Below are 18,816 nucleotides of genomic sequence, written 5' to 3'. Positions count from 1 at the left end.
CCCAATGGGGAGAGGACGAGATAATGACCCTTATCGAGGCTGTCGCTGTATTTTTTCCGCAAGGTCCATTGACATTATCATCATTGCGAAGGGCAGCAGCGGCTGGGACTCTTGAAATCGCCAAAGTAGCAGGCAAAGATTTGACCACCCCTCGTGCCATCCGCAAACTGGTCAAGCCGACATGCCGGGCCGCAAAGCCAAGCCGCCACGACTCTGGTTCCGAGAGGACGATGAGACCTGGATCATCCTCGACCGCGGCCGGCAGATCCGCACAGGCTGCAGCCGCGACGACATTGATGGCGCTGCGAAGGCACTCGAAACCTACATCGGCGGGCGGCATACTAGTACAATCGGTGCCACCGACCCGGGCGCCCTCGCCATAGCTGATGTTCTCACTGCTTACGAGATTTCAAAGCGCCCCAAGGATAAGAGCGACCAACGCGCATGGGCACAACACGATCTGCTGCTCATTCGCTTGCTCGACCTCAACAACTTCTTCGGCGACAAGACGGTCAGCGAGCTCAAAGCCCAACTCTGCCGCGATTTCGTAGACTGGTCTTCGGGCACGCCGAACGAGAACAACAGAAAGGCCGGCATCAAGCCCCGCAACAACTCGGTCTCGGATCAGACCGCGCGACGCCGACTTGAGGATTTGCGGGCTGCGGTCAACGCCTATCACGCAGAACACACCCTTAGCGTCGTCCCGAAGATCACTCTGCCTCCAAAGGCAGAGGGGCGTCACCGATGGCTAACACGCAATGAAGCCGCTCGCTTGCTTGGAGCAGCGATTGGTTATGTGTGGGACAATGAGCGAGAGACCTGGAAACGAGGTGAAGATGGCAAGCTCTTGAGACGTGAGCGGTGGATCATCCGCCGTCGCTATCTGGCGGCGCGTTTCACGTTGGTCGGTATTTACAGCGCGCGCCGCGAAGAGACTGTCCGCCGCACACAGTGGTTACCGACAACGACTCATCCTTGGATGAATCTGGACGCAATGGTGTATCAAGGTAAAGGAGCCTTGGAGCGGTCGACGAAGAAGCGACGCCCGCCTGCGAAGATCGCCAGCCGGCTGCGCCCTCACCTAGTCCGCTGGCGCAAGATCGATGAGAAGCGTTCCTCCGAACTCAGAGCGGCGGGCATCATGAAGAACGGCGAGCAGATACGGTTCGTCGTCAACCGCATCCATGATGGCCAGCCGCTTGCCGGCAAGATCAGGTCGGCTTGGGAAGGAATCCTGGAGGATGCGGGACTGGGCGATGATGTGGTTCGCCACTCGCTGCGCCACACCGCCGCGACCTGGCTCATGCAAGCCGGCGTCGATATGTGGGAAGCCGCCGGCTGGCTTGGGATGACCGTGGAGCAGCTGGAGGCCAACTATGGCCATCACCATCCAGATTTCCAGGAAGAGGCGGCGGAGGCGTTTGGAGGAAGGCGCTGAGGTTGCCTCCATTCGGCGGGCCATTCGCCCCGGAGGTCGCTCCGAATCAGCTCGAAGGTCCGGAGGGAGGACCATGGTGGATGATCATGTCCTGGTGACATCGCGCCAAGGGCCGCTTTCCCTCGCGTTCCCCGATCGTCATAGAGGCGCAAGATCGTCGCGAACTTGCTGGTCCTCGCCGTCCCAGGCGTGGGCCCTCAGGTCGGCGGGCATGGCTGCCGCCCCTCAAATCATTGCGCATTTCATTGCGCCCGAAAAACATCGAAACTATAAGTACTTGAAATAATGGTCGGAGTGGCAGGATTCGAACCTGCGACCCCTGCGTCCCGAACGCAGTGCTCTACCGGGCTGAGCCACACTCCGACAAGAGGCCGGCTTATAGCGTCGGGTGTGGCGCACCGCAAGCGGCCGAGCCGAGGAATTTTATCCCTGTGAAAACGGGTCTTGAAACGCTGATTTTACCGGCCGGCGAGGCCGGCGCGGAAGCTGCCGCCCGGATACTGGCCCGCGGCGGGCTGGTCGCGTTCCCGACCGAGACGGTCTACGGGCTCGGGGCGGACGCTGGAAATGCCGGCGCGATCGCCCATCTTTACGCCGCCAAGGGGCGGCCGGCCTTCAATCCGCTGATTGCGCATGTCGCCGACCTCGCGGCCGCGCGGAGGATCGGGCGATTCGACGCCTGCGCCCTAGGCCTTGCGGAGGCGTTCTGGCCGGGGCCGCTGACGCTAGTGGTGCCGAAGACGGAAAACTGCCCGGTGGCCGATCTCGCCACCGCGGGCCTCGACACGGTCGCGATCCGCATTCCGGCCCATCCGGTGGCGCAGGCGATCCTGCGCGCCTTTGGCGGGGCGGTGGTGGCGCCGTCCGCCAACCTTTCCGGCCACGTCTCGCCGACGCTGGCCGCCCATGTCGAAAGCGACCTTGCGGGGCGGATCGACCTGATCGTGGACGGCGGGCCTGTTACGGTCGGCGTCGAATCGACCATTGTCGGCTGCCTCAATGCGCCGATGCTGCTCCGCCCCGGCGGGCTGTCACGCGAGCGGATCGAAGCCGTGCTCGGCGCACCGCTGGCGCGACTGCCCACGGAGGCCGAGAGCAACGACAGCCAGCCGCTGGCGCCGGGCATGATGGCCTCGCATTACGCGCCGCGCGCCAATGTGCGGCTCAATGCACAGGACGTTGCGCCCGGAGAAGCGCTGCTGGCGTTCGGCCCCGCGCGCCTGCCGGGCGTTGATGCCGCCGCCGCTGTCATGAATTTGTCGCCCACCGGTGATCTCGATGAAGCCGCCGCCAATCTGTTCGGCTATCTTCGCGCCCTCGATGCCAGGAGGCCGCGCGCAATCGCCGTGATGGCGATCCCCGAAGACGATTTGGGCGAAGCGATCAACGACCGGCTGCGCCGGGCCGCGGTAGCGAAATAAGAGCAAGCAAGAGACGAGACGATGAACATCAACACATCAGCCACCCCTCCGCTTGCGCCCGAGTTGATCGAACAATTCCGCAAGATCGTCGGCGATCGCCACGCCATCACCGATGCGGCCGACATCGAGGCGTACGTCACCGAGGAGCGCAATTTGTTTCACGGCCGCTCGCCGCTGGTGCTGCGCCCGGGCTCGACCGCGGAGGTCTCCGCGATCTGCAAGCTGGCTTCCGAGCACAAAATTGCGCTGGTGCCGCAGGGCGGCAACACCGGCCTCGTCGGCGGACAGACGCCACACAATGGCGAGGTGGTGGTGTCGCTGCGGCGGCTGGACAAGATCCGCGAGGTCGACGTCGCCTCCAACACCATGACTTGCGAGGCCGGCGTGGTGCTGCAGATCGCGCAGCAGAAGGCCGCTGAAATGGACCGGCTGTTTCCGCTCTCGCTCGGCGCGGAAGGGAGCTGCACCATCGGCGGCAATCTCTCGACCAATGCCGGCGGCACGGCCGCACTCGCCTATGGCGTCCGCGCGCGAGATGGCGCTGGGGCTCGAGGTGGTGCTGGCCGACGGGCGCGTGCTGGGCGTGCTGTCGAAGCTGAAGAAGGACAACACTGGCTACAATCTGCACAACCTCTTCATCGGCGCCGAAGGCACGCTCGGCATCATCACGGCCGCGACGCTGAAGCTGTTTCCAAAGCCGCGGTCGATCGAGACCGCCTTCGTCGGGCTGAAGTCGCCTGACGCAGCGCTGAAGCTCCTGACGATCGCGCAAAGCGAGGCTGCCAATGCGTTGACGAGCTTCGAGTTGCTCTCGGAGCTGGCGGTCGATTTCTCGATCCGACACGGCATCGACGTGCGCGACCCGCTCGCGCAGAAACATCCCTGGTACGTGCTGATGGAATTGTCCTCTCCGGGCGACGACGCCCGCACGCCGCTGGAAACGATCCTCGGCCGCGCCATGGAGGACGAGATCGTCGACGACGCCGTGATCGCGGCCAATCTCACCCAGCGCGCCGACTTCTGGAAGCTGCGCGACGAGATGTCGTCGGCGCAGAAGCCGGAGGGCGGCTCGATCAAGCACGACATTTCCGTGCCGGTGGCCACTGTTCCCGCCTTCATCACGGAGGCCAATGCCGCCGTGATCAAACTGATCCCCGGCGCGCGGCCGGTGCCGTTCGGCCATCTCGGCGACGGCAATCTGCATTACAATGTCAGCCAGCCGATCGGCGCCAACACCGCGGATTACCTGGCGCGCTGGCACGAGATGAACGCCGTGGTGTTCGCGATCGTGTTGCGCATGGGCGGCTCGATCTCGGCCGAGCACGGCATCGGCGTGCTCAAGCGCGACGAGCTGCCTGACGTGAAGGACAAAACCGCGATCGAGCTGATGCGGTCCATCAAGGCGATGCTCGATCCGCTTGGAATCATGAACCCGGGAAAAGTGCTGTGAGTGCTCTCGAGATCGATGCGATCGCCGATGCCGATGTCGAGCCTGTCGTCGCGCTGTGGCAGCGCTGCGGCCTGACGCGGCCGTGGAACGATCCGCACTCGGACATCGCGCTGGCGCGACGGCGCGACAATTCCACGATCCTGATCGGTCGCGACGGCGGCGCGATCGTCGCGACCGTCATGGTCGGCCATGACGGCCATCGCGGCTGGATCTATTACGTCGCCGTCGACCCCGATGGCCGCAAGCGCGGCCATGGCCGGGTGATCATGGCCGCCGCCGAGGACTGGCTGCGCCAGGCCGGCATTGCAAAGCTCCAGCTCCTGGTCCGGCGCGGGAACGCGCAGGCCAATGCGTTCTATCAGTCGCTGGGTTTTGAAGAATCGACCTCGGTGATGTTCCAGAAGTGGCTCGACGGCCGCGACACGACTCCAAGCAACTGAACAAGCAACTGAGATCGAGCCATGACCATTTCCGACCGCGTCCGCATCAAGGACGTCCGCGTGCTCTCGGACAACTGGACCACCCTCAAGAACACCACGTTGGAGTACCGGCGCGCCAATGGCGAATGGCAGACGCAGCACCGGGAGACCTACGAGCGCGACAACGCCGCCGCCGTGCTGCCGTATAATCTCGCACGGCGCACGGTGATCCTGGTGAAGCAATTCCGCCTGCCGGCCTTCATCCGCGGCTACGACGATTTGCTGATCGAGGCGGCCGCCGGCGTGCTGGACGATGCCTCGCCCGAGGTACGCATCCGCGCCGAGGCCGAGGAGGAAACCGGCTATCGCCTGCACCACGTCGAAAAAGTGTTCGAGGCGTTCATGAGTCCCGGCGCCATCACCGAGAAGCTGCACTTCTTCGTCGCCGAGTACGAGCCGGAGATGCGGGTCAGCGACGGCGGCGGCCTCGAACATGAAGGCGAGGACATCGAGGTGCTGGAGCTCGGTATCGACGAGGCGCTGGCGATGATCGCGGACGGGCGCATCATCGACGCCAAGGCGATCATGCTGTTGCAATACGCGGCGCTGCATCTGTTTCGGTGAGCTTGCTTACCCTTGAGCTCACCTCCAACTATCAATAGTCTGTCGCCAACAAGAACCAGGAGACGCGCCCCATGACCGCTTCGCGCGACGACGAATTCGGCTTTGCGCCCGACTATGACGTCCCCGTCCCCTATATGCAGCGCACGCGGGACTATTACACCGCGATCGGCTACACCACGGCGTATCGCTGGGCCCACTACACCGAGGCGCCGTTCCAGCCGCTGAAGAAGCCGCTGGCGCAATCGCGCGTCACCATCATCACCACGGCCGCGCCGTACGATCCCACCAAGGGCGACCAGGGGCCGGGCGCGGCGTATAACGGCAGCGCAAAGTTCTACCAGGTCTATGACGGCGACACCGCGAAGCCGCACGACCTGCGCATCTCCCATATCGGCTACGACCGCAAGCACACCTCGGCCACCGACAACGGCACCTGGTTTCCGCTGCCGCAACTCTTGAAGGCTTCAGCCGCCGGCCGCATCGGCGAGGTTGCCCCGCGCTTCTTCGGCGCGCCGACCAACCGCAGCCATCGCGTCACGCTCGATACCGACGCGCCGGAAATTCTGGCGCGGGCCGTTGCCGACAAGGTCGATGTCGCCGTGCTGGTGCCGAACTGCCCGGTCTGTCACCAGACCACCGCGCTGGTGGCGCGGCATCTCGAGGCGAACGGCATTCCAACCGTGATCATGGGCTGCGCCAAGGACATCATCGAACACGCCGCCGTGCCGCGCTTCTTGTTCAGCGATTTCCCGCTCGGCAATTCCGCGGGCAAGCCGCACGACATCGCCTCGCAGGCGCAGACGCTCGAACTGGCGCTGAAACTGCTGGAGACTGCGAGCGGCCCGCAGACCACCATGCAGTCGCCGCTGCGCTGGAGCGAGGATGCCTCCTGGAAGCTCGACTACAACAACGTCGCGCAGCTCTCACCTGAAGAGCTGGCGCGCCGCCGTGCCGAATTCGACAAGCAGAAGGAGCTCGCGCGCGGCAACCGCGCCGCCTGACGTCCTCCGACAACCAAAACAAAAGGGAGAGCGACGTGACGCGACCGTTCGAGGGCGTGAAGATCCTGGACTTCACGCAAGTGCTGGCCGGCCCTTATGCGAGCTACCAGCTCGCGCTGCTGGGCGCCGACGTCATCAAGGTCGAGCGGCGCGAGGGCGAGGACATGCGCCGCACGCCGCTGTCGCGAGAATGGGCCGACCGCGGGTTGGCGCCGGCGTTCCAGGCCGTCAACGGCAACAAGCGCAGCCTGACCCTCGATCTGCAAAAGCCCGATGCAATCGCGATCGTGAAGAAGCTCGCGGCAAATGTCGACGTCGTCATGGAAAATTTCCGGCCGGGCGTGATGGACAAGCTCGGCATCGGTTATGCGGCGCTGTCCGCGATCAATCCGAAGCTGATCTACTGCGCGGTATCCGGCTTCGGCCAGACCGGTCCGGATCGGCTGCGCCGCGGCTATGACGGCAAGATGCAGGCGCTGTCGGGCATCATGGCGATCACGGGCCATCCGGAGACCGGCCCGACGCGTGCGGGCTTTGCGGTGTGCGACGTGCTCTCGGGAGCCACGGCCGCCTTTGGCGTGTCGAGCGCGCTGTACCAGCGCGATCGCACCGGCAAGGGCCAGCTCATCGACGTCTCCATGCTGGAGGCGACGATGGCGTTTCTGTCGGGGCAGATCGCGGACTGGTCGGTCGCGGGCCACCGGCAAACACTGTCGGGCAATCAGGCCGTGAGCCGCCGGACCACGGCGAATTTGTTTCGATGTGGCGACGGCCACATCCTGCTCGCCGTCAACAACGAGAAACAATATCGCGCGCTGATGTCTGCGCTCGGCCGCGAGGACACGCTGACCGACCCGCGCTTCGCCGACTGGTTTGCGCGCAACGACAACGAGCCGGCGCTGCGTGCCATCATCGAGGAGGCGCTCGCGGCCAGGCCTGCGCGCGAATGGGAGACGATTTTGGAAGATGCCGGCGCGCCCTGCGCCAGTATCTGGAAGGTCGAGGAGATGATCGACCATCCGCAGATCAAGGCGCGCGGCGCGATCCAGGAGCTGGATACGCCCTACGGCCGCCTGCGCTTCGCCGGCAGCGGGTTCAAGCTCGCCCATGGCGGCGGCAAGCTCGACCGAATGGCGCCGGAACTCGGCGCGGATACGGATGCGGTGCTGGGCGAGCTAGGTTTTGACGCGGCGGCGATTGCGGAGTTGAAGGCGCGGGAGATTGTTTGAGGGCGGCGCCGCCTAAAACAACGACCCCTGCCCGCCATCCTCCGATCCGACCGCCTTCCGCACGACCTTCTTCGACTTCACCGCTTCCGCCTCGATCTCATCCGCGCTGATCGGCAGCAACAGCTGCTCGTCATCATTTGCGACGCGGTTGACTCGAGTAGTGACCGGGTGCCAGGCGAATTCGCCGATGCGCGGGGCGGTCATCAGCGGCAACACGGTGTCGACGTCATCGCTGCGGCTGTCCAGCCAGCGCTCGAAATCGCGCGGGCCGATGGTGACAGGCACGCGGTCATGCAACGTGCCGAGATCCTCGCTCGCCGCCGCCGTGACGATCGCGGCCGTGTCGAGCTCTTCGCCGTTGGGCCCGACCCAAGTCTCGAACAATGCGGCAAAGCCGAGCGGCTCGCCGTCGGCGCGGTGGATGAAGAAGGGCTGCTTGCGGCCGTCGATCGACTTCCATTCGTAATAGCCGTCGGCCGGAATCAGGCCGCGCCGCCGGCGGATCGCGCGCTTGAACGCGGGCTTCTCCAGCACCGTCTCGGAGCGGGCGTTGATCAGCAGCGTAAATCCTTTGAGATCCTTGAGCCAGCCCGGCAACAGGCCCCAGCGCATCAGGCGGAAATGACGCGCGCCGTTCTCGGCCAGCACGACCGGAATCGGTTGTGTCGGGGCCACGTTGAACCGGGGCGGGAAATTCGGCTGCTCGATGTAGCCGAACAGCTGCCGCAAAGCCGCGGGGGCTGAAGTTATGACGAAGCGTCCACACATCCTTGAGCGCCTATATAGGGTCCGTTCAGGTCCTTTTAACCCCGAACGTTAACACTGCGGCAGATGAGCTCAACGGTCTCCCAGCCGGCGCGAATGCATGGACAGACGGGGCCCGAGGCCGCGGCCTGGGCCGAGCGGCTGCGCGTCGCCAACATCAACCCGCGGACCGGGCTTGCCACCGACTATCTCAACCATTTCAATGAAGCCGTGATGCTGCTGGAAATGGTCCCGGACATGCCAGAATGCGCGGAAGATTTCTTGACCTGGTCGCCGCTGTCCTACGCCGAGCATTTCACCGCCTCGAATTTCAAGGCCCGGGATCTGGCGATCGAGGCCTATGACAAGGCCGACCCGAACGTGCGCGCCCAGTTCGACCATCTCACCGACACCATGACCTCGATTCTGTCAGCGGTCGGCTCGGCCATGCGCGAGGTCGAGAAGGACACGACCCGCGTCCGCCTCGCCGAGCAGGCCGCAGTCTGGGTCAGGCCGCTGATCGCGGCCTGCGGCGGCATCATCAATGGCGGCGCGGAAGCCGACGTCGACACCATCATGGCGAACTGAGCCCGAGCAGGTGAAGTCATGGCCGCGGTCGTCCAGCCCACCCATCCCCAGCTCGCGGTCAGTGCCGCGATTTTTCGCGACGGCAAGGTGCTCCTGACCCGCCGCGCGCGCTCGCCCGCAAAGGGGTTCTATTCGCTGCCCGGCGGCCGGGTCGAGTTCGGCGAATCGCTGCACCAGGCGCTGGCACGCGAGGTCGACGAGGAGACGGCGCTCGATATCGACATCATTGGCCTGGCCGGCTGGCGTGAAGTGCTGCCGCCCCCGGGCGGCGCCGGCCATTACCTGATCATGTCCTTTGCCGCCCGCTGGGTGGCGCGGGAGCCTGTTCTCAACGACGAGCTCGACGATTACCGCTGGGTCGCCCCAGAGGCCCTGGCGAGCCTCGGCGACCTCAAGCTGACCGGAGGGCTGGAAGAGGTCATCCAGTCGGCCCACCGGCTGATCGGCCCCTGACCCCGCCTTGCGTCTACCGCCCCGAGGAGGCATACACCCCGCCGATGTCCACGCGATTTCTGGCCATTTTTGCCCTGCTTCTCGCCTGCGCCTCCGCGCCCGCCCGGGCTCAGGATGGGGCAGCGCCGTTTGACGGCGATTTGCAGCGGCTGGCGGAGATCCTCGGCGGGCTGCACTATCTGCGCGGCATCTGCGGGTCCAACGAGGGTAACAAATGGCGCAGCGAGATGCAGGCGCTGATCGATGCCGAAACCCCTGCGGGCGAGCGCCGCACCCGCATGATCGCCGGCTTCAACCGCGGCTATAACGGTTTTCAGCAGACCTACCGCAGCTGCACGCCGGCCGCGACGGTGGCGATCCGCCGCTACATCGAGGAAGGCTCGAAGATCTCGCGCGATCTCACGGCACGCTACGCGAACTGATTTACTGCCAACCGCATCCAGACCGTGAACTCCTCATCCTGAGGAGCGCGGAACGCGCGTCTCGAAGGATGAAAGGCCCTGCTGCTGCAGGGCCTCTATGGTTCGAGACGCGTGCTTCGCACGCTCCTCACCATGAGGGTTGGGCATCGGGGAACCCTGTCATCGTCTTTGTACACAGCCGTTAACCGTTCCTAAAGATGTGGCCTAGCGGGCGTTAACGCGCGTGCTACACCTCTCGCACAGCGCATCGCCGTGGACGCGCCTCCAGCCCTGTCGAGTTTCATGAGCCATCCAGTGTCCTACGCCCCCGCCCGCGCGCCGCTGCCCGATCACGAGCAGAAACAGGCCGCACTGAGCTATCTCAACGAGGCCTGGGCCGAAGCGCGCCATGATGGCGTCGACGGCGACTGCCTGGCGCAGGCGAGCCTGTTCGCGGCCCTGGCCGAACTCGTCGGCACCTATGGCGAGGACGCGGTGGCGAAATTCGTCGAGGGCTTTCCCGGCCGCATCCGCAACGGCGAATTCTCGGTCGACATCTCCAGACAGTAAGCCTTTCTCCAGGCAGTAAGCCTTGCCGAAAATGACCCCGCCGAACGGGCGGGGCCAGTCTACGGATGAATGACTTTACGACGAAGTCTTGGCGAAGACGTCGCGAAGTCTGCCGTGTTTATCGCACGGAAGCGGCCTCCACCGGCCAAGCATTAGTCTCGTCAGGGCCGGGAGTTGTTCCCGCAGCCATCGGGAATGCGCGCCCCAGCCCGTCACGGCTCGATCTTGAGCGTCGCTTTCATGTTGGGATGATAGCGGCAGTAATAATCGACCGTGCCCGCCTTCTTCAAAACGAACGTCCCCGATTTCTTCGCCGGCAGGTTCACGTCGAAATCGCCATTCCCAGCGGTCGCGGTGTGGGCGAAGACGTCCTTGTTGATCCATTCCACGGTGTCGCCGACCTTCGCCGAAGCGTCTTTCGGCGACATTTCGAGATTCTCCATCGTGATTTCTATGGTCGCGGCGTGCGCCGGGACGGCCATCGCCACGAGCACGACCGCTGTCGCGATCGCAGACAATCGTCCCGGCATCATCGCCTCTCCCTATTTCAGTTCGGCCGCGACGTGCTCGGCGTGCTGCTCATGCCCCTGGAAGATTTTCAGGCCGGTCTGCAGCAAGCTCTTCAGCTCGGCATTGTTGGCGGACGGAATGAGCTGCGTCTCCAGCGCGCCGTTGACCGCCTTGTGGTAGGCGACCTCGTTCGCGACATAAGCCTTGTCGAAGGCCGCACCGTCCAGCTTGCCGAGCTCGGCCAGCTTATCGCTCGCCTGCTTCGACAGCGCCTTGCTGGTGTCGTTGTCTTCAGGCGTAACGTTCAGCTTCTTGACTAGCGCCAGCGCCTGCTTGTTGACGGCCTCGTGGTCGCGCAGCATGTCCTCTGCAAATGCCTTCACATCCTTGTTCTTGGCCTTCTTCTGCGCTTGCTTGGCCGCGTTGATGTCGATCACGCCCGCGGTGTAGGCGATGTGAGCGATCTGCGGATCGGTCGGCTTGTCGGCTGCTCTGGCGCCTTGCAGCAGCGCGGGGCTCGACAACAAAATTGCTGCGGCGATCGCCGCACTCCAACGAACAAACATGGTTTGACACTCCTGTGCTGCCGGGCGGATTGCCGGCGCTTTGCTTCACAGGCGTTGGATGGAATTTTCGCGCGAACGTTCCCGAAAAACTTCAGCCGCCGATGCCGAGCCGCTTCAGCACTGACACGGTCAGCCGCTCGCAGCGCCACCCGGCGAACGGGAACGCATCCATCACCAACGGACCGATCTCCTTCTCGACGTTCTCGCGCAGCATGGTACGCGCACGGTGCAGCCGCGTCTTCACGGTCTCGGGCTTGACGCCGAGCAGCTCGGCGGTCTCCTCGATGTTCATGCCTTCCATGACGCGTGCGACGAAGACCATGCGGAAGACGTCCGGCAACTCGTCGATGGCGCGCTCGACGACGCGCTGGATTTCACGTTGGGCCATGGTCCTTTCCGGATCGCCTGCGGGAGAAACGGGAAATTTTATGATCTGCGCCTCGAGCATCGCTTCGGGCATCGAGCCGAGCTCGACATGCGGCCTGGCGCTTCGCGCCCGGCCAAGCGCCTCGTTGATGGCGATGCGCGACAGCCAGGTCGACAGTCCGGACTCGCCGCGGAAGCCGTCGAGATGGGTGAAGGCGCGGACGTAGGTTTCCTGAACCACATCCTCGGCTTCGCTGTCGCTGCGCAAAATCCCGCGCGCCAGCCGATAGAGCCTGCGGTTGTTGGCCTGCATGATCTCACGGAGCGCGGCCTCGTCCCGGCCCCGCGCCCGGTCGACCAGTTCGGCTTCCAATGCCCGGATTTCTGATGTCTTGGCGCCGGCGGACAGGCCGGCTGCGGTCCGTTGCATGGCGGTCACCTGCTCGTTTCGCTTCGTTCCGGACATTGGATGCCGGCTCAAGGGAAAGGTTCCCAACTTTCTGATCCTCTTCTCGGGGTTCCCTTGGGGGAAGGGTTAAGGGATATCCTAGTCCGTCTCGATCGGCAGCCCCGGATCCCTTGCCCACTCGCCCATCGAGGCGTCGGTAGAGCGTCAGCTTGTCGTAGCCGAGTTGCGTCAGCAGCAGCAGGTCGATCGTCGCCGAGATGCCGCCACCGCAATAAAGGATCACATTCTTGTCGCGGGTGACGCCTGCCGCGGCGAATTTGGCCTCAGCATCGGCAAGCGTCGTCAGCGTCTTGTCGGCATTGGCGAGCGTTGCCGCTGATACGTTGACGCTGCCGGGAACGCGACCCGGCCGGCCGTAGCGGCTCGGCTCGAGCCCGCGATGAAATTGCGGACCGAGCGCGTTGACGATAACAGTCGCGGGATCGCCAAGCCGCGCCTTCACGGCGGTCTTGTCGACGAACAAGCCTGCGCGCGGCGTGGCCTTGAAGGTCGTGGGCGGATATCCCTTTGAGGCGCCCATCTCGAGCGGCCGCCCCTCGGCTTTCCATTTGTCGAGCCCGCCATCGAGCACCTGCGCATCGACGCCGAGTGAGCGCAGCATCCACCAGAACCGCGTGGACCACATCATGGTGCCGATGCTGTAGAGCACGATGGTCTTGCTAGCATCGAGGCCGTGGCGGCCGAAGGCGGCCTCCAGCTGGGCTACGCCAGGCATCATGAAGAATTGTTGCGCGGAGGCGTCGGAGAACTCGCCCTGCAGGTCGAGAAAATCGGCGCCCGGGATGTGGCCGGCCTCGAACGTCTTGTCGCCGGGGACGGCGCGATAGGGCACGTCGCTGCCCGGCGGCACCGGCTCGTTGTAGGTCGTGCAGTCGTAGAGGCGGAGATTGGGGTCGCCGAGCTGGGCTGCGAGTTGCTCGGTGGTGATGAGGGGGGTCGGTTGGGGCATTGACTACTCTCCCTATCGAGGGAGTGTAGCTCTCTCCACTTGTCATTGCGAGCGCAGCGAAGCAATCCCGTCTGCCTCCGCGGAAAGACCCTGGATTGCTTCGCTGCGCTCGCAATGACGAATGTGTGGCAACACCGCGGCTACGCCTTCAACGTCTCCAGAAACCGCACCGGCTCGCCCTGCGAGGCCGTCACGAGGTCACCCTGCCACATCACCCGGCGACCGCGGATGAAGGTGCCGACGGGCCAGCCTGTAACGCGCACGCCGTCATAGGGGGTCCAGCCTGCTTTGGAGGCCACCCATTTGTTGGTGATGATCTCGCTGCGCTTGAGATCGACGACGGTGAAGTCGGCGTCATAGCCGGCGGCAATGCGGCCCTTGCAGGCCATGTTGTAGAGGCGCGCGGGGCCGGCGCTGGTGAGATCGACGAACCTTGCCAGCGACAGGCGGCCGGCATTGACGTGATCAAGCATGAGCGGCACCAGCGTCTGCACGCCGGTCATGCCGGAGGGCGAGGCCGGATAGGTCTTCTGCTTCTCTTCCAGCGTATGCGGGGCGTGGTCGGAGCCGAGCACGTCGATGATGCCCTGCTCGATGCCGCGCCAGATCCCGGCGCGATGTTCGGCGCCGCGCACCGGCGGATTCATCTGCGCCAGCGTGCCGAGCCGCTCGTAGCATTCGGGCGCAACCAGCGTGAGATGATGCGGCGTCGCCTCGCAGGAGGCGACGTCCTTGTGGTCGCGCAAAAACTCGATCTCTTCCTTGGTCGAGATGTGCAGTACATGGATGCGCTTGCCCGTCTCGTGCGCGAGCTTGACCAGGCGCTGCGTCGCCATCAGCGCCGCGGTCTCGTCGCGCCACACCGGATGCGAGCGCGGATCACCCTCGATGCGCAGCGATTTGCGGTCGTTGAGGCGGTACTCGTCCTCGGCGTGGAACGCGGCACGGCGGCGGATCACCTGAAAGATGCGGCGCAGGCTTTCGTCGTCCTCCACCAGCAGCGCGCCGGTCGAGGAGCCGATAAAGACTTTGACGCCGGCGCAACCCGGCGAACGCTCCAGCACCGGCAGGTCCTGCACGTTTTCGCGGGTGCCGCCGATGAAGAAAGCAAAATCGCAATGCATGCGATGATGGGCGCGCTTCACCTTGTCGGTGAAGGTGGCCTCCGTCACGGTCAATGGCGAGGTGTTCGGCATCTCGAACACGGCGGTGACGCCGCCCATCACTGCGCTGCGCGAGCCGGTCTCAAGGTCTTCCTTCTGCTCCAGCCCGGGCTCGCGGAAATGCACCTGCGTGTCCATGACGCCGGGCAGGATGTGCAGGCCCTTGCAGTCGATCATTTCGGCGGCGGAAGCCTGCGACAGCGCGCCGATATCGGCAATGCGGCCGTTGACGACGCCGATATCGCGGGCTCCCTCGCCGTCCTGGTTGACGACAGTGCCGCCCTTGAGGATCAGGTCGAAACGCTGGGTCATGGCTGGAGGCCTCTCTCGTCCCCAAGCGCAAGGCTTGAGGTCTTGTCGTTTTTGCCTTGCGGGCTTACGTTCCGGAGCAACATGTCGCAAGAGATTTTCGTATGAAATCAGCGTTTCTTCCTGACCGGGGCGTGGTGAAGGTCGCGGGCGAGGACGCGCGCAACTTCCTCAACGGCCTCGTCACGACCGATGTCGACAAGCTCAAGCCGGGCCTGGGGCGATTCGGCGCGTTGCTGACGCCGCAGGGCAAGATCACCGTCGATTTTCTGATCACGGAGTCGCCTGCCGGCCATGGCGGCGGGTTCCTGATCGATTGTCCGAAGCCGCTTGCCGACGGCCTCGCCACCAAGCTGAAATTCTACAAGCTGCGCGCCAAGGTCACGGTGGAAAACCTGTCCGACGATCTCGGCGTGCTCGCGGCCTGGGACGGCAAGCCCGCGGCCCAGCCCGACCTCGCCTTCGCCGATCCGCGCAATGGCGAACTCGGTTACCGCATCCTGATCCCTGAAGATCTCAAACAGAAGCTCTCCGATCTGATCGGCGCCGAGCTGGTCGACGCCGCCGCATACGAGGCCCACCGCATCGCGCTCGGCGTGCCGCGCGGCGGGCTCGATTTCATGTACAGCGATGCGTTCCCGCACGAGACCAACATGGACCGCCTTTCCGGCGTCGATTTCGACAAGGGCTGCTATGTCGGCCAGGAGGTCGTCTCGCGCATGCAGCATCGCGGCACCGCGCGCACCCGCAGCGTCAAGGTGCTGCTGGAGGATCTCTCGCCTGAGCTCGGCGTCAGCGTTCTTGCCGGCGACAAGCCGGTCGGCACGATGGGCTCGTCGGCGCAGGGCAAGGGTATCGCGCTGGTGCGCATCGACCGTGTCGCCGATGCGCTCGATGCGGGACAGGCGCTGACTGCCGGTGGCCTCGCTGTGAGGCTAGCGGACCCTGACGTTGTCCGCATTCCAGCCAAGCAGCCCATCGCATGAGCCGTGCCCCTCGCCTGCATCCCGACGGAATCACGCGCTGCCCCTGGCCCGGCGAAGATCCGGTCTACGTCGCCTATCACGACACCGAATGGGGCGTGCCGGAGTATGACGACCGTGCGCTCTATGAAAAGCTGATCCTCGACGGTTTCCAGGCGGGCCTGTCCTGGATCACGATTTTGCGCAAGCGCGACAATTTCCGCAAAGCCTTCGACGATTTCCAGCCGGAGAAAGATCGCGCGCTACAACGAGAAGAAAGTCCACGCGCTGATGAACGATGCCGGCATCGTGCGCAACAAGGCCAAGATCGACGGCGCGATAGCAAGCGCGAAATCCTATCTCGATATCATGGAGAAGGGCCCCGGCTTCTCGAAACTGCTGTGGGACTTCATGGACGGTAGCCCCAAGGTCAATCATTTCAAGACCACCGCGAGCGTGCCGGCCTCGACGCCGCTCTCCATGCAGATCTCCAAGGAGCTGTCCTCGCGTGGGTTCAAGTTCGTCGGCCCGACCATCGTCTATGCCTTCATGGAGGCAACCGGCCTGGTCAACGATCATCTCGTCGACTGCCATTGTCACGCGAGCTGCGGCAAGACGCAGCGCAAGCCTCGCCTCAAATCCAAATGACGGCCAAGAAGTCGTCACGCGATGTGGCGTCCCGCGCCTGGCAGCGCATGCTGTCGGGCCGGCGGCTCGATTTGCTCGATCCCTCCCCGCTCGACGTCGAGATCGGCGACATCGCGCATGGGCTGGCGCGTGTCGCCCGCTGGAACGGCCAGACCATTGGCGCGCACATCTTCTCGGTCGCGCAGCACACGCTGCTGGTGGAGACCGTGATGCGGCACGAGATGCCGCGCGTCGACCAGCGCATGCGGCTTGCCGCGCTGCTGCATGACGCGCCCGAATACGTCATCGGCGACATGATCTCGCCGTTCAAGGCCGTGCTCGATGGCCATTACAAGGCGGTCGAAAAACGCCTGCTCGGCGCCATCCACATCCGGTTCGGGCTACCGCCGGTGCTGGCTGACGAGATCACGCTGGCGATCAAGGCCGCCGATCGCGGCGCGGCCTATCTGGAAGCCACCGAGCTCGCCGGCTTCAGCGAAAGCGAGGCCAGGCGCCTGTTCGGCCGCGATCCGGGCCTGTCCGACAGCGTCCGGCGCGACTATCTCACGCCCTGGACGGCGGCCCGGGCGGAGAAGCAGTTCCTGGAGCGGTTTGGCGCGGTATTTGCGTGAGCGTTGTCGTGGGTTAGAGTCCTGTAGGGTGGCAAAGGCGCCCTTGCGCCGTCCCCACCAATTTTTCCCAAATGCGACGAAAGTGGTGGGCACGCTTCGCTTTGCCCACCCTACGAACGCCCGCTATAATCTGCGGAAAAGGTCCGCCATGATTCACGTCTGTTCCCTCGCCGCCCTTCCCCAAACCGTCCGTCTCACCAAGGCCAGTCACGTGCTGACCGTAATGGCCAATGTCGAACAGGTCGCGCGGCCGGTGTCGGTGCTGCCGGCCAATCATCTCAAGGTGTCGATGGACGACATCACCGAGGAGATCGACGGCTTTGTCGCGCCGTCCGAGAGCCATATCGAGCAGGTGCTGAACTTCGTGCGCGGCTGGGACCGCGGCGCAGCGCTGGTGGTGCATTGTTATGCCGGAATCAGCCGCTCCACCGCGAGCGCCTTTGCCGCCGTCTGCGCGCTCAATCCGGATCGCGACGAGACCGAGATCGCGAAGAAGATCCGCGCGGCTTCCCCGATCGCCTCGCCGAACCGGCGCATCGTCGGCCTCGCCGACCGTGCGCTGGGGCGCAAAGGCCGCATGCTGCGCGCACTCGACGAGATGGGCCCGGGCGCGATGATGGTCGAGGGTCGCCCCTTCGTGATCGAGCTCGAATGAGAAGAGAGTCGAATAGCAGCCCCAACGGGACTGCGCTCCCTCTCCCGCTTGCGGGAGAGGGATGGGGAGAGGGTATCTCCGCATCGGGACAGTCCCCCAGAGGAGAAAGCCCTCACCCGGCGCTGTGCGCCGACCTCTCCCGCAAGCGGGAGAGGTTGCAGCGAGCCCGCGGCGAGACCGGCGCAATCAACCTTCTCACAACACCGGCGATCGCCACCGCATGAGCGACAAGCTCCTGACGCCGATCGAGATCGGCCTGACTGCTGCGATCGTCGCGATCGAGGATCATGAACCGCTGATTCTCACCGCGCGCGGCAGCGACGGACTGGCCGGACTGCCGTTCGGCCCGTTCGATGCGCCGAGCCATCGCACTTTCGAGATCGGCCTGCGGGCCTGGGTCGAGCAACAGACGGGCCTGCGGCTCGGCTATGTCGAACAACTCTACACGTTTGGCGATCGCGGCCGGCATGCCGAGGCCGGCGATACCGGCGCGCACATGGTGTCGATCGGCTATCTCGCACTGACGCGCGCCGTCGGCGAACTCGCAGCCACGAGTGCGAGCTTCGCGCCGTGGTATAGCTTCCTGCCCTGGGAAGACTGGCGCGAGGAGCCGCCGGCGATCATCGCGCGCGACATCATCCCGGCACTGACAACATGGGCCGAAGGGGAGACGCCGGAGACGACGCGCGCGCTGCCGCGCCGGGATCGCGTACGGTTCTATTTCGGTCTCGACGGCGCCCCCTGGGACGAGGAGCGTGTGCTCGACCGCTACGAGCTCCTGTACGAGGCCGGACTGATCGAGGAGGCACGGCGCGACGGCCGCCCCGCGGCATTAGCGCGCAAGACGCTTCCCGCGCTCGGCACATCCATGCGCTTCGACCACCGCCGGATTCTTGCGACAGCGATCGCGCGGCTACGCGCAAAACTGAAGTATCGTCCTGTGGTCTTTGAACTTTTGCCCGCCGAATTCACACTCACCGAATTGCAGCACACGGTGGAGGCGATCTCCGGCCGCCACCTGCACAAACAAAATTTCCGCCGCCTGGTCGAAATGGAAGCCCTGGTCGAACCGACCGGAGTGATGTCGACACAGACGGGTGGACGTCCGGCGGCGCTCTACCGCTTCCGTCGCGACGTGCTCCAGGAGCGGCCCGCGCCGGGCTTGCGCGTTCGCTCCCGGCGATGAGCATAATCCGGAAAAGTGCGTAGCGGTTTTCCGAGCAAGATCATGCTCGAAACTAGGATTCTTAAGATTTGCGCGATCGGCCCC

The 18,816-nt window shown here is 64.6% G+C and carries 19 protein-coding genes, 1 tRNA gene and 3 pseudogenes; 16 read left to right on the top strand and 7 right to left on the bottom strand.

Annotated features, from left to right (window positions below; translation table 11 throughout):
* Positions 1-181: 181 nt before the first annotated feature.
* Positions 182-1,438, top strand: coding sequence for a hypothetical protein (locus tag ACVWW3_RS02405; protein ID WP_456651015.1), 1,257 nt, complete (start codon positions 182-184; stop codon positions 1,436-1,438).
* Positions 1,439-1,724: 286 nt separating this feature from the next.
* On the opposite strand, the gene ACVWW3_RS02400 is transcribed toward ACVWW3_RS02405, so the two are convergent.
* A tRNA-Pro gene (locus ACVWW3_RS02400) sits at positions 1,725-1,801 on the bottom strand.
* 68 nt (positions 1,802-1,869) lie between these two features.
* Between ACVWW3_RS02400 and ACVWW3_RS02395 the strand changes: the two genes are divergently transcribed.
* From ACVWW3_RS02395 to ACVWW3_RS02370, 6 genes and pseudogenes are all read left to right on the top strand, one after another.
* Positions 1,870-2,859: an L-threonylcarbamoyladenylate synthase gene (locus tag ACVWW3_RS02395; protein WP_456651016.1), complete on the top strand. Its 990-nt coding sequence runs from the start codon at positions 1,870-1,872 to the stop codon at positions 2,857-2,859.
* A gap of 21 nt (positions 2,860-2,880) precedes the next feature.
* Positions 2,881-4,309 (top strand): annotated as a pseudogene (locus ACVWW3_RS02390) (FAD-binding oxidoreductase).
* Positions 4,306-4,749, top strand: a complete 444-nt coding sequence (locus ACVWW3_RS02385) for a GNAT family acetyltransferase (RefSeq protein ID WP_456651018.1) — start codon at positions 4,306-4,308, stop codon at positions 4,747-4,749. The pseudogene ACVWW3_RS02390 and the gene ACVWW3_RS02385 overlap by 4 nt, the downstream one beginning before the upstream one ends.
* A gap of 21 nt (positions 4,750-4,770) precedes the next feature.
* Positions 4,771-5,352, top strand: a complete 582-nt coding sequence (locus tag ACVWW3_RS02380; RefSeq protein ID WP_247340212.1) for an NUDIX hydrolase — start codon at positions 4,771-4,773, stop codon at positions 5,350-5,352.
* Positions 5,353-5,423: 71 nt separating this feature from the next.
* Complete coding sequence (locus ACVWW3_RS02375) at positions 5,424-6,353, top strand: glycine reductase (protein WP_456651019.1); 930 nt, start codon at positions 5,424-5,426, stop codon at positions 6,351-6,353.
* Between the two features lie 35 nt (positions 6,354-6,388).
* Positions 6,389-7,582 (top strand): CaiB/BaiF CoA transferase family protein, encoded by a 1,194-nt coding sequence (locus ACVWW3_RS02370; RefSeq protein WP_456651020.1) that lies wholly within the window; start codon positions 6,389-6,391, stop codon positions 7,580-7,582.
* A 12-nt stretch (positions 7,583-7,594) separates the two neighbouring features.
* Here ACVWW3_RS02370 and ACVWW3_RS02365 read toward each other — a convergent pair whose 3' ends face one another.
* Positions 7,595-8,350: an SOS response-associated peptidase gene (locus ACVWW3_RS02365; RefSeq protein ID WP_456651021.1), complete on the bottom strand. Its 756-nt coding sequence runs from the start codon at positions 8,348-8,350 to the stop codon at positions 7,595-7,597.
* Positions 8,351-8,413: 63 nt separating this feature from the next.
* Between ACVWW3_RS02365 and ACVWW3_RS02360 the strand changes: the two genes are divergently transcribed.
* The 4 genes from ACVWW3_RS02360 (at position 8,414) to ACVWW3_RS02345 (ending at position 10,338) form a co-directional block, all read left to right on the top strand.
* Positions 8,414-8,914, top strand: a complete 501-nt coding sequence (locus ACVWW3_RS02360; protein WP_354045892.1) for a hypothetical protein — start codon at positions 8,414-8,416, stop codon at positions 8,912-8,914.
* 18 nt (positions 8,915-8,932) lie between these two features.
* A complete protein-coding gene (locus tag ACVWW3_RS02355) occupies positions 8,933-9,367 on the top strand; it encodes an NUDIX hydrolase (protein ID WP_247440892.1) in 435 nt (144 codons plus the stop codon).
* 44 nt (positions 9,368-9,411) lie between these two features.
* Positions 9,412-9,789 carry a TIGR02301 family protein gene (locus tag ACVWW3_RS02350; RefSeq protein ID WP_247440890.1) on the top strand — a complete coding sequence of 126 codons (378 nt, stop codon included), beginning with the start codon at positions 9,412-9,414 and terminating at the stop codon, positions 9,787-9,789.
* Between the two features lie 282 nt (positions 9,790-10,071).
* Positions 10,072-10,338: a hypothetical protein gene (locus ACVWW3_RS02345; protein WP_007594892.1), complete on the top strand. Its 267-nt coding sequence runs from the start codon at positions 10,072-10,074 to the stop codon at positions 10,336-10,338.
* Positions 10,339-10,550: 212 nt separating this feature from the next.
* Here the strand turns inward: ACVWW3_RS02345 and ACVWW3_RS02340 are convergent, their stop codons facing one another.
* From ACVWW3_RS02340 to ACVWW3_RS02320, 5 genes and pseudogenes are all read right to left on the bottom strand, one after another.
* Positions 10,551-10,868, bottom strand: a complete 318-nt coding sequence (locus tag ACVWW3_RS02340; protein ID WP_247340225.1) for a cupredoxin domain-containing protein — start codon at positions 10,866-10,868, stop codon at positions 10,551-10,553.
* Positions 10,869-10,880: 12 nt separating this feature from the next.
* Complete coding sequence (locus ACVWW3_RS02335) at positions 10,881-11,414, bottom strand: DUF4142 domain-containing protein (RefSeq protein ID WP_456651022.1); 534 nt, start codon at positions 11,412-11,414, stop codon at positions 10,881-10,883.
* Between the two features lie 91 nt (positions 11,415-11,505).
* Entirely contained in the window at positions 11,506-12,210 is a 705-nt protein-coding gene (locus ACVWW3_RS02330) for an RNA polymerase sigma factor (protein ID WP_456651023.1), read from the bottom strand.
* Between the two features lie 117 nt (positions 12,211-12,327).
* Positions 12,328-13,198 (bottom strand): annotated as a pseudogene (locus ACVWW3_RS02325) (sulfurtransferase).
* Between the two features lie 140 nt (positions 13,199-13,338).
* A complete protein-coding gene (locus ACVWW3_RS02320) occupies positions 13,339-14,673 on the bottom strand; it encodes a dihydroorotase (RefSeq protein WP_456651025.1) in 1,335 nt (444 codons plus the stop codon).
* Positions 14,674-14,774: 101 nt separating this feature from the next.
* Here ACVWW3_RS02320 and ygfZ point away from each other — a divergent pair, with 101 nt between their 5' ends.
* The 5 genes and pseudogenes from ygfZ to ACVWW3_RS02295 all read left to right on the top strand — a co-directional run bounded on the left by ygfZ (position 14,775) and on the right by ACVWW3_RS02295 (position 18,732).
* Positions 14,775-15,656, top strand: a complete 882-nt coding sequence (gene ygfZ, locus ACVWW3_RS02315) for a CAF17-like 4Fe-4S cluster assembly/insertion protein YgfZ (protein WP_456651026.1) — start codon at positions 14,775-14,777, stop codon at positions 15,654-15,656.
* Positions 15,653-16,280: pseudogene (locus ACVWW3_RS02310) on the top strand (DNA-3-methyladenine glycosylase I). The gene ygfZ and the pseudogene ACVWW3_RS02310 overlap by 4 nt, the downstream one beginning before the upstream one ends.
* On the top strand, positions 16,277-16,891 hold the full coding sequence (locus tag ACVWW3_RS02305; protein WP_247340251.1) for a YfbR-like 5'-deoxynucleotidase: 615 nt from the start codon (positions 16,277-16,279) through the stop codon (positions 16,889-16,891). Before ACVWW3_RS02310 ends, ACVWW3_RS02305 begins: the two are co-directional and overlap by 4 nt.
* 148 nt (positions 16,892-17,039) lie before the next feature.
* Positions 17,040-17,546 (top strand): tyrosine phosphatase family protein, encoded by a 507-nt coding sequence (locus ACVWW3_RS02300; RefSeq protein WP_456651027.1) that lies wholly within the window; start codon positions 17,040-17,042, stop codon positions 17,544-17,546.
* 220 nt (positions 17,547-17,766) lie between these two features.
* On the top strand, positions 17,767-18,732 hold the full coding sequence (locus ACVWW3_RS02295; RefSeq protein WP_456651028.1) for an NUDIX hydrolase: 966 nt from the start codon (positions 17,767-17,769) through the stop codon (positions 18,730-18,732).
* Positions 18,733-18,816: the final 84 nt, after the last annotated feature.

This window comes from Bradyrhizobium sp. LM2.9, from assembly GCF_054056555.1.
The sequence above is the reverse complement of the archived record's forward strand: the minus strand, read 5'-3'. Positions and strand labels throughout refer to the sequence as shown.

Excerpts from the sequence above, each read along its gene's own strand:
- ACVWW3_RS02405 (WP_456651015.1), top strand. The coding sequence starts at position 182 with ATGCCGGGCCGCAAAGCCAAGCCGCCACGACTCTGGTTCCGAGAGGAC.
- ACVWW3_RS02380 (WP_247340212.1), top strand. The coding sequence starts at position 4,771 with ATGACCATTTCCGACCGCGTCCGCATCAAGGACGTCCGCGTGCTCTCG.
- ACVWW3_RS02375 (WP_456651019.1), top strand. The coding sequence starts at position 5,424 with ATGACCGCTTCGCGCGACGACGAATTCGGCTTTGCGCCCGACTATGAC.
- ACVWW3_RS02365 (WP_456651021.1), bottom strand. The coding sequence starts at position 8,350 with ATGTGTGGACGCTTCGTCATAACTTCAGCCCCCGCGGCTTTGCGGCAG.
- ACVWW3_RS02360 (WP_354045892.1), top strand. The coding sequence starts at position 8,414 with ATGAGCTCAACGGTCTCCCAGCCGGCGCGAATGCATGGACAGACGGGG.
- ACVWW3_RS02355 (WP_247440892.1), top strand. The coding sequence starts at position 8,933 with ATGGCCGCGGTCGTCCAGCCCACCCATCCCCAGCTCGCGGTCAGTGCC.
- ACVWW3_RS02350 (WP_247440890.1), top strand. The coding sequence starts at position 9,412 with ATGTCCACGCGATTTCTGGCCATTTTTGCCCTGCTTCTCGCCTGCGCC.
- ACVWW3_RS02345 (WP_007594892.1), top strand. The coding sequence starts at position 10,072 with ATGAGCCATCCAGTGTCCTACGCCCCCGCCCGCGCGCCGCTGCCCGAT.
- ACVWW3_RS02340 (WP_247340225.1), bottom strand. The coding sequence starts at position 10,868 with ATGCCGGGACGATTGTCTGCGATCGCGACAGCGGTCGTGCTCGTGGCG.
- ACVWW3_RS02335 (WP_456651022.1), bottom strand. The coding sequence starts at position 11,414 with ATGTTTGTTCGTTGGAGTGCGGCGATCGCCGCAGCAATTTTGTTGTCG.
- ACVWW3_RS02330 (WP_456651023.1), bottom strand. The coding sequence starts at position 12,210 with ATGCAACGGACCGCAGCCGGCCTGTCCGCCGGCGCCAAGACATCAGAA.
- ACVWW3_RS02320 (WP_456651025.1), bottom strand. The coding sequence starts at position 14,673 with ATGACCCAGCGTTTCGACCTGATCCTCAAGGGCGGCACTGTCGTCAAC.
- ygfZ (WP_456651026.1), top strand. The coding sequence starts at position 14,775 with ATGAAATCAGCGTTTCTTCCTGACCGGGGCGTGGTGAAGGTCGCGGGC.
- ACVWW3_RS02305 (WP_247340251.1), top strand. The coding sequence starts at position 16,277 with ATGACGGCCAAGAAGTCGTCACGCGATGTGGCGTCCCGCGCCTGGCAG.
- ACVWW3_RS02300 (WP_456651027.1), top strand. The coding sequence starts at position 17,040 with ATGATTCACGTCTGTTCCCTCGCCGCCCTTCCCCAAACCGTCCGTCTC.
- ACVWW3_RS02295 (WP_456651028.1), top strand. The coding sequence starts at position 17,767 with ATGAGCGACAAGCTCCTGACGCCGATCGAGATCGGCCTGACTGCTGCG.